This window comes from Rhodococcus sp. NCIMB 12038, assembly GCF_002165735.1.
Classification (GTDB): domain Bacteria; phylum Actinomycetota; class Actinomycetes; order Mycobacteriales; family Mycobacteriaceae; genus Rhodococcus_F.
The window spans coordinates 1-7745 of the sequence record NZ_NHML01000060.1 but is presented as its reverse complement, the minus strand read 5'-3'; the positions used below and the strand labels follow the sequence as shown (position 1 = coordinate 7745).

General features: G+C 63.0%; 8 protein-coding genes and 1 pseudogene. 4 read left to right on the top strand and 5 right to left on the bottom strand.

Going from position 1 to position 7745, the window contains the following annotated elements; genetic code table 11:
• The 3 genes from CA951_RS41155 to CA951_RS41145 all read left to right on the top strand — a co-directional run.
• Nucleotides 1-364, top strand: a 364-nt coding sequence (locus CA951_RS41155) for a carbohydrate ABC transporter permease (RefSeq protein WP_143543198.1), incomplete at its 5' end; no start/stop codon positions are given.
• Between the two features lie 30 nt (nucleotides 365-394).
• Nucleotides 395-1207: a carbohydrate ABC transporter permease gene (locus tag CA951_RS41150; protein ID WP_143543197.1), complete on the top strand. Its 813-nt coding sequence runs from the start codon at nucleotides 395-397 to the stop codon at nucleotides 1205-1207.
• 99 nt (nucleotides 1208-1306) lie between these two features.
• Nucleotides 1307-2410, top strand: a complete 1104-nt coding sequence (locus CA951_RS41145) for an ABC transporter ATP-binding protein (protein WP_087562326.1) — start codon at nucleotides 1307-1309, stop codon at nucleotides 2408-2410.
• Between the two features lie 101 nt (nucleotides 2411-2511).
• Here CA951_RS41145 and CA951_RS41140 read toward each other — a convergent pair whose 3' ends face one another.
• The 3 genes from CA951_RS41140 to CA951_RS41130 all read right to left on the bottom strand — a co-directional run bounded on the left by CA951_RS41140 (nucleotide 2512) and on the right by CA951_RS41130 (nucleotide 5057).
• Nucleotides 2512-2859: a transposase gene (locus tag CA951_RS41140; protein WP_256974301.1), complete on the bottom strand. Its 348-nt coding sequence runs from the start codon at nucleotides 2857-2859 to the stop codon at nucleotides 2512-2514.
• Nucleotides 2860-2880: 21 nt separating this feature from the next.
• Nucleotides 2881-4346, bottom strand: a protein-coding gene (locus tag CA951_RS41135; RefSeq protein ID WP_373415114.1) for an IS3 family transposase whose coding sequence is annotated in 2 segments (ribosomal slippage) — nucleotides 2881-3962 and nucleotides 3962-4346 — 1467 coding nt in all. Because the reading frame shifts where the segments join, the coding sequence is not laid out codon by codon here.
• Nucleotides 4347-4400: 54 nt separating this feature from the next.
• Nucleotides 4401-5057 (bottom strand): helix-turn-helix domain-containing protein, encoded by a 657-nt coding sequence (locus CA951_RS41130; RefSeq protein ID WP_256974300.1) that lies wholly within the window; start codon nucleotides 5055-5057, stop codon nucleotides 4401-4403.
• Nucleotides 5058-5360: 303 nt separating this feature from the next.
• Between CA951_RS41130 and CA951_RS41125 the strand changes: the two genes are divergently transcribed.
• Nucleotides 5361-5708 (top strand): hypothetical protein, encoded by a 348-nt coding sequence (locus tag CA951_RS41125; protein ID WP_087562324.1) that lies wholly within the window; start codon nucleotides 5361-5363, stop codon nucleotides 5706-5708.
• A 117-nt stretch (nucleotides 5709-5825) separates the two neighbouring features.
• On the opposite strand, the pseudogene CA951_RS43150 reads toward CA951_RS41125, so the two are convergent.
• Both CA951_RS43150 and CA951_RS41120 read right to left on the bottom strand, forming a co-directional pair.
• A pseudogene (locus tag CA951_RS43150) lies at nucleotides 5826-5969 on the bottom strand (ISL3 family transposase); the annotation flags it as partial.
• Nucleotides 5970-6145: 176 nt separating this feature from the next.
• The gene (locus CA951_RS41120) at nucleotides 6146-7279 is read right to left on the bottom strand and encodes an IS701 family transposase (RefSeq protein WP_087562323.1); all 1134 of its coding nucleotides are present in this window, start codon (nucleotides 7277-7279) and stop codon (nucleotides 6146-6148) included.
• Nucleotides 7280-7745 lie beyond the last annotated feature (466 nt).

Below are 7745 nucleotides of genomic sequence, written 5' to 3'. Positions count from 1 at the left end.
CACCATGGTCATCTATCTCGCTGGACTCGAGGGCGTTCCTGCCGAGCTCGAGGAAGCTGCGGCGTTGGACGGCGCCGGCCCTTGGCGAAGGTTCCGCTTCGTGACATGGCCGCTTCTCGGTCCGGCCACGACCACCGCTCTCACCATCACTTTGGTCTTCGGGCTACGAGTCTTCGACCAGATTCTCGCACTGACCGGCGGAGGGCCGGCTGAATCCACCCAAACACTCGCGACGCAGGTATTCGCGCAGACCTTCTCAATGGGCCGATACGGTCTAGGCGCTGCGCTTTCACTGGTACTGATCACCGGCATCGCCATCCTGGCGATCATTCAAGCCATCGCACTTCGTCGACGGGAGGTCTGACACGTGCACAGGACCCGTTACACAGTGCGGATGTTCACACTGGAAATCGCGTTGCTCATTTTCGCGGCAGCCTTCTGCATTCCACTGTATCTGGTGGTCACGACTTCACTGAAGTCAACTGACGAGATGCTAAGGAATCCCTTCGGATTACCGTCCGAACCGACAACCGACGCCTTTGCCACTGCGTGGGCCGAAGGCGGTCAGTCGGGCTTAGGTTCAGCCGTATTCGCGAGCGTCACAATCACCACCGGTACGGTCGTCGCGCTCGTCGCCATCGGCTCGCTGGCCGCCTATGTGTTGGGCCGCCGCACTGAGAAGTTATCCACCGCGCTCTACCTGCTCTTTCTCCTAGGCTTTATCATTCCACCGCAGTTGGCGATTCTGCCGCTGTATTCCGTGTTCAACTCGGCCGGACTGGTGGGAAGTCTGTTCGGAATGACACTGCTACAGACCGGTTTTCTCATGCCCATCGCAGTTATCCTCTATACGGGGTTCGTTCGCGTCCTGCCTGTTGAGTACGACGAAGCTGCGAGGATCGATGGAGCCGGACCTCTACGGACTTTCTGGTCGGTGATATTTCCACTCTTGGGCCCAGTCACAGGCACGGTCGCGGTCCTCAGCGCTATGTTGGTCTGGAATGACTTCTTCGCACCCCTGATCTTCCTCAGCGGCAGCAAGAACGAGACAGTCCCGGTGGCCATGTATTCGTTCGTGGGGGAGTTCTCTTCGCAATGGAACAACGTCTTCGCTGCTGCGATCCTCTCGGTGGCTCCAGTCCTGCTCTTCTACATTTTCGCGCAACGCCAGTTGATGCGCGGATTCTCTGGGGGCATCAAAGGCTGACACAACCAGCGTCATGACGAAGACCCGCACTGGATCCGTATCAGTGCGAACGAGCAAGAACGCTCGTCGTTATCCTGGATCAGAACGAAAGGACGCAGCATGGCTGACGTCAAGTACGCACACGCGACCCGCATCTATACCGGCAACTCTGTTCCCTCCGTGGATCATCTCGATCTCCACATCGGTGATGGCGAGTTCATGGTCCTTGTCGGGCCATCCGGTTCGGGAAAGTCCACTGCCCTTCGCATGCTTGCCGGTCTCGAGCCCGTCGACGACGGCGAGATCTTGATCGGAGGAAGGGATGTGTCCTCGACTCCGCCCAAAGATCGAGACATCGCGATGGTCTTCCAGAATTACGCGCTCTACCCGCATATGACAGTCGCGGACAACATGGGCTTCGCCTTAAAGATTCAAGGAGTTGCTAAGGAGGAGCGCACGCGTAGAGTGCTCGACGCTGCACGTCTGCTCGACCTCGAAAAGTATCTCGATCGCCGTCCCAAGGCGTTGTCCGGAGGACAGCGCCAGCGCGTTGCGATGGGTCGTGCCATCGTCCGGGATCCCAGCGTGTTCCTGATGGACGAACCCTTGTCGAACCTGGATGCGAAACTTCGTGTGGAAACCCGGGCCAATATCGCCGGACTGCAGAATCGCCTAGGCGCCACGATGGTGTATGTCACCCATGACCAGATAGAGGCGATGACCATGGGCGACCGTGTCGCAGTCCTTAAAGATGGCGTGCTCCAGCAGGTCGACTCTCCACGTGACATCTATCTCCGGCCGCGGAATGCGTTCGTTGCCGGCTTCATCGGCTCGCCCGCAATGAACTTGCGACCAGGAAAGGTTCTCGCGGACCGGGTGCTGCTCGATAATGCCTCCTTTGCCGTGGATCGAAGAGTTGTGTCCGAGTCGGAATCCTCGGATGTACTAGTGGGAATTCGCCCTGAGTCTCTAGTGCCTACACATTGTGACGGAGCCCTGCGACTGGAAGTTATTCTAGTCGAGCAACTTGGCGCCGACGCGTTCGTCCACGGGACCTTGGACGGGGACTCTCTCGGAGACAAAGCGTTCGTAGTCCGGTGCGATAGCCGCACACCACCCCGCATCGGTGAAACGCTCCACGTGACAACGACCCCAGATGAGCTGCATATCTTCGATACCGTCACTGGACGGCGCCTGTCGCAGGCTGGGACTCAGGTGGCATGAGACAGACTCATAGGGAGCCGCCGTGTCGCACTCTCAACGGCTTCCTGTCCGGCGGCACCGAAACTGAAGCTTAGTGGTTGGGTTCATAAATTCGTCGGGGGTCATGCCGCTTGTCGGGTTCGGTCGTGGTGGTCGAGTCGTTTGAGGTGTCGGCGCAGGTCCGCGGTGGTGTAGCGCCACTTGAACGGCACGGCGGTGGCGTTGTACCGGTCCTCGAAGTCGAGCAGGCGCCGTTCGACAGCATCGAGGTCTTCGAAATCGTTGGGCGAGAGCACTTTGCGTTGAATGATCGAGAAGTAGATCTCTACCTGGTTCAGCCACGAGGCGTGCACCGGGGTATGGACCATCACCGCGTTCGGATACCTCGCGGCCAGCCGATCGATCGCGGCCCGTCCACGATGCGAGGACCCGTTGTCGATAACCCAGAACACCCGCTCGGAACTTGTCAAGGTGTTTGAGTCCAACGGGTGTTACGCGGCGAGCTGATCCGCGTCGGGTTCGGCCTCCTCGGACTCGGCGACGGGCTGGTTGATCCAGGCGTCGGTCGGCAGGTCGAGGATCTTCGGGGTACCGGTCGTGCCGAACCGCTCGGGATGCGCGAACCGGGCCGCAGCGAGCACCGCAGAGCGTTCGTCGGCCTTGTGCGCGGCCAGTCCGAAGTGCACGTCGGCGGGGGTGTGCAGGCCTATGCCGGTATGGCGATGTTCGTGGTTGTACCAATGGACGAACGAGTCCATGAACTCTCGTGCGTCGTGGATGGACCCGAACCGCTCCGGGAATGCCGGGCCGTACTTGAGGGTCTTGAACAGTGACTCTGAATAGGGGTTGTCGTTGGATACTCGCGGCCGAGAATGCGAGCGGGTGACCTCGAGATCGGCGAGCAGGGTGGCGACGGTCTTGCTGGTCATCGAGGTTCCCCGGTCGGCGTGTACGACGTTCGGTATTCCGTGCACAGCAAAGGTTTCGGTCATCATCTCGGCAGCGAGGAGCCCCGACTCGTGGGTCTGGACGTGGGCGCCGACGATGTAGCGGGAGAAGATGTCGATCATCACGTACGCGTCGAAATACGTGCCCTTGACTGGGCCTGGAAGTTTAGTGATGTCCCACGAGTACACCTCCCGCGGTGCGGTCGCCACCAGTTCCGGACAGGCCCGGGCGGGGTGGCGGGCCTGCCGTCGACGGTCGGTGACCTGCGCGTTTTCGCGCAGTATCCGATACATCGTCGAGACCGAGCACAGGTAGATTCCCTCGTCGAGGAGTTGGGCATAGACCTCGGCCGGGGCTCGGTCGACGAACCGGTCACTGTCGAGAACGTCGAGGACAGTCCGGCGTTCGGCGTCGGTGAGCTTGTTCTCCGGGGTGCGCGTGACTGCGGCGGCGGTCGGATCCGGTGCCGCGGGCCGGGTCTTGTCTCGTGCTGCGGTGGATCGAATGATTCCCGTCAGTTGGGTTGCATCCCTTGTTGTTACACCGGAATCGGTGAGTTCGTGGTGGGTGCGCATCAACGTTTCTTGCGCTGCTCGTCCGCATCCGCGCTCTCGGAGAGTTGCTCACAGAGCGAATGTGCTTTTCCCATGATTTCCAGTGCAGTCTCGGTGGTGGCCAGTCGCTTGTTTGCTCTCTCCAACTCGCGTTTGAGGCGTGCGATCTCGGCCTGCTCGGTGGTGAGTTTGCCGATCTTGTCGCCGGGCTTCTTGCCGTCGAGGACGCCGGCATCGCGCTGTTTGCGCCACTCGCTGATCAGGGACGAGTACAGGCCTTCGCGGCGCAGGTACGCGCCTCCGCCGTTGCTCTCGCAGGCCTGTTCATAGGCGGTCAGGTGGGCGAGCTTGTCGGCGGCGCTGAAGGCGCGTCGTCGCTGCGGGCCGTCGGCGCGTGGGTGCGAGGGGTCCATCCGGACATTGTCCTCGACCAGAACCGTGGGAGAAATCGTCATCGCGGGTTGATCCGTATCTCGCCCTGCAGGCGGGTTTGCTGTGAACCACTGGACTCAACTCACCCTGACACTCAGGGGCTCCGCAGAGGCGTATGGCTGCTGGCTCATGACCTGGTCGACGAGGGTGGTGAACGGCACTATGCCGGTGGACTGTTCGCATCGACCGAACACCCGGGCGTGGTGGACGTCGTAGGCCGCCAGATATGCCAGTGCCCCACCACGGCGGTAGTCGTGATTGACGTGCATCGTCCGTCCCGCGCCGACCGGCTGCGTGGGATGGCAGCGCCGGCGGGCCTGGATGGACGGTTTCTCATCTGCGGAGATCACGTACTCGTCCGCCCCCAACTCGACTCCGTCGTACCTGCGGGCATAAAGATCGAGGACGACGGCGGCCTTCGTCCCGAACTGCGGGTCTCGGATGAAGATCCACGACTGGTACTGCCAGGGTTTGAGGGCGTCCTGCGCGAGCCAGCGTCGGACCGTCGTGGCCGAGGCGCTGATGCCGTCGATCAACAACTGCCGGGCCAACTCCGGAGCGGTCCACCGCGACAGAGGCAGCTCGTGCTCGGTGGGAAGCTGACATGCCCACGCCTTGACCGCGGCGACCTGCGACGGTGAATACCTCGGCGGGCGCCCCGACCGCGGGGCGTCGGTGAGTCCTTCGATCCCTCGGTGATAGAACCGGGCCCGCCACTTGCGGGCCGTGTCCACGGGAGACACCGAGCTCGGCCGCGATGTGGGCGTTCGAGTCGCCGTCGGCGGCGATCAGAACGATCAGTGCCCGCAGCACCGTCTTCTGCGGTGTGCTCCCGGCCCGCACCCACCCCTCGAGCACCTCGCGGTCGTTGCCCGTCAACACCACCCGGTACGGGCTGGTCATCACCACGACACACCATCCGAGAAGGAACTACTTGGATCACTCACGGCACATACACCACACCGGCCACTGCGATTCCCGAGGCAACGACACGCCGGACGCCCCGAAAGCCGGGCCAATCGGGCACCATCACACACATGCCGACGCCACCGGAATCGACGAAGAGCTCGCTGCGCTGGAAGCTGCTGGATTGGGCGCGGACCCGGTGGCCGCAACTGGCCACGATCAACACCCGATTCCGCAGCAACTTCGCCTACGTCGACGGCGTGCTGGCCGACGGGACGGTGATTCCGTTGATGCGACTGCGGTACGGCGGATCCGCCAGTGTGTGGGGATTCGCGATCTACCTCGGCAGCACCGGCAAATACCAGGACTCGGTCCTGCCCAACGGAAACGTCGCCGGCAGTGTCGAGGACGCACTCGACTGCGCCTGTGGCCTGTACCTGGGCGACCCGACCGCCTGGCAACAACCCCCGACGAATTAACGGGTAAGACCACTTAGGTACGTCCGTGAACTGAAAGCTTGCCGACATTCCGCCAGATCTCACCGCCAACGCCTCCCGCCGGCCGCTCTGCAGATTTGAAAGGGCGGAAATTGGGCTCTACTGACTCATTCGTGGGTGAATTCTGCCGGGAAGCAGTGGTGGGTGGCCGCCGAGACCGAGCATGGCCAGGGCGATGAGGGCATCGGGGGTTCGGAAGCCGAACGCGACGCGGGTGATCAGTCTGATCTTGGTGTTGACCGATTAGTACTGCAACGGCACTTATGGCAGGTGCCCGCGGCGTCGGTAGTGGGAGGTGCGGGCCTGGTGTTGCCGGCGTCTACGCCAGTGCGACCAGGACCAGACGTGCTCATCGGGGTGGGCGTGTCGCAGGATCAGATTCACGAGTAGCCGGCGGATCTCGGGTACCGTGTACGCGATCATGCCCTGATCTTCGTTCCCGATTCCCCCTTTACCGCTTCGGTTTTCGTCCCGGCGAGCCAGGCGAGGGCGAGCATCGACAAGGTGATGTGGGCGTACCAGGCCCGGTAGGTGCGCACCTGATANTGGTCGAGNCCGGCCTCGTTCTTGGCCTGCTGGAAGCATTCCTCGACCCGCCACCGCGATCCGGCGACGGTGGCGAGCTCGGTGAGCGTGGTCCGGCGGGGTCCGGCGCAGATGTAGTACGCGATCTCGGTCGGATCGGAGAGGGATCGGCGGGCGAGGAGCCAGTGCCCGCGCCCGGGAGCCCACGCTATCCGGATCGGCACCCGCACCCACGAATACTCCCGTGGTCCGTGGGCGCCGTCACCGACGGTGATCCGGCGCCACTGCTTCGGCGGGACCGCGGCGATCATCTCGTCGGCCCGGCCGGCGCGCCCGTCCGGGGTGAAGACGTCGTCGTTGCGGCGGGTGGCCAGCACGTACGACACATCGCGCTCCTCGAGCCACACGCGCAGGTACTTCACCTGCCCGTAGGCCTCGTCCGCGGTGAGCCAGGAGAACGGCACCTTCGCGTCGAGGGCGCGTTCGATCATATGCTGCGCCAGAACCGGTTTGGTCGCGAACTCGACGTCGTCGCCGATCCCCGCGGCCCGGCACCGGTCCCGGTCGGTGGTCCACGATTCGGGCAGGTACAGCTCCCGGTCGATCAGCGCGTGCCCGGCCGCACCCGCGTACGCGAGGAACACTCCGATCTGACAATTCTCCACCCGACCGGCGGTGCCCGAGTACTGGCGCTGCACCCCGGCCGAGCGGGTGCCCTTCTTCAAGAATCCGGTGTCGTCCACGACCAACACCCCGTCCGTATCGCCGAGGCGTTCGACCACATAATCACGGACATCGTCACGGACCCCGTCGACGTCCCAGTCCGCCCGCCGCAGCAACCGCTGCATCCCGTCCGGACTCATCTCACCGGCCCGCTCGGCGAGAGTCCACCCGTTCTTGCGTTCCAGACCCGCAACCAAACCCGTCACATACTCACGGACCCGGGTACGCGGTTCCGACCGGGCGAACCGACCGGAGATCCGCTCATGCAACGCTTCCAACTCGGCAGCAACCATATCGAGGACCACGCAACCAGTATCGTCTACCTGTCAAGCAAGTGCCGTTGCAGTACTAACGCCGCCCATCGTTCGGGGCGGATTTGGCCGCTGGGCTCGTCATCGATCTCAAAGAACCGTCCGGCGCCGAGCCGCCGGACAATGGGCTTGGTGCTGCCATTCCAGTCTCGACCTGGGGCCTGAGCCGTAACGGGGCGTGGTGGGTCCATCGGCTCCCATAATTCGCGGCGATGAGCCTCGCCGGACAGATGGAGATCGTCTGCGTGCCCGTCGTTCTCGATTTCCGCGTCGGTGAGTCGGCTTGCCTCCCAGTCGTCGGCGACGGCAATGTGCAGGAGTTAGCCCCCTCATCTGAGGTTCCTTCCTGAGGGAAGTTTCGCCGGTTCCGATGCCAGGGTGGCATCGGAACCGGCATTCTCCGCCCTGGCAATCAGACCCCGGCCGAGGTGACGTAGGGGAGCAGCGAACCGTAGAACAG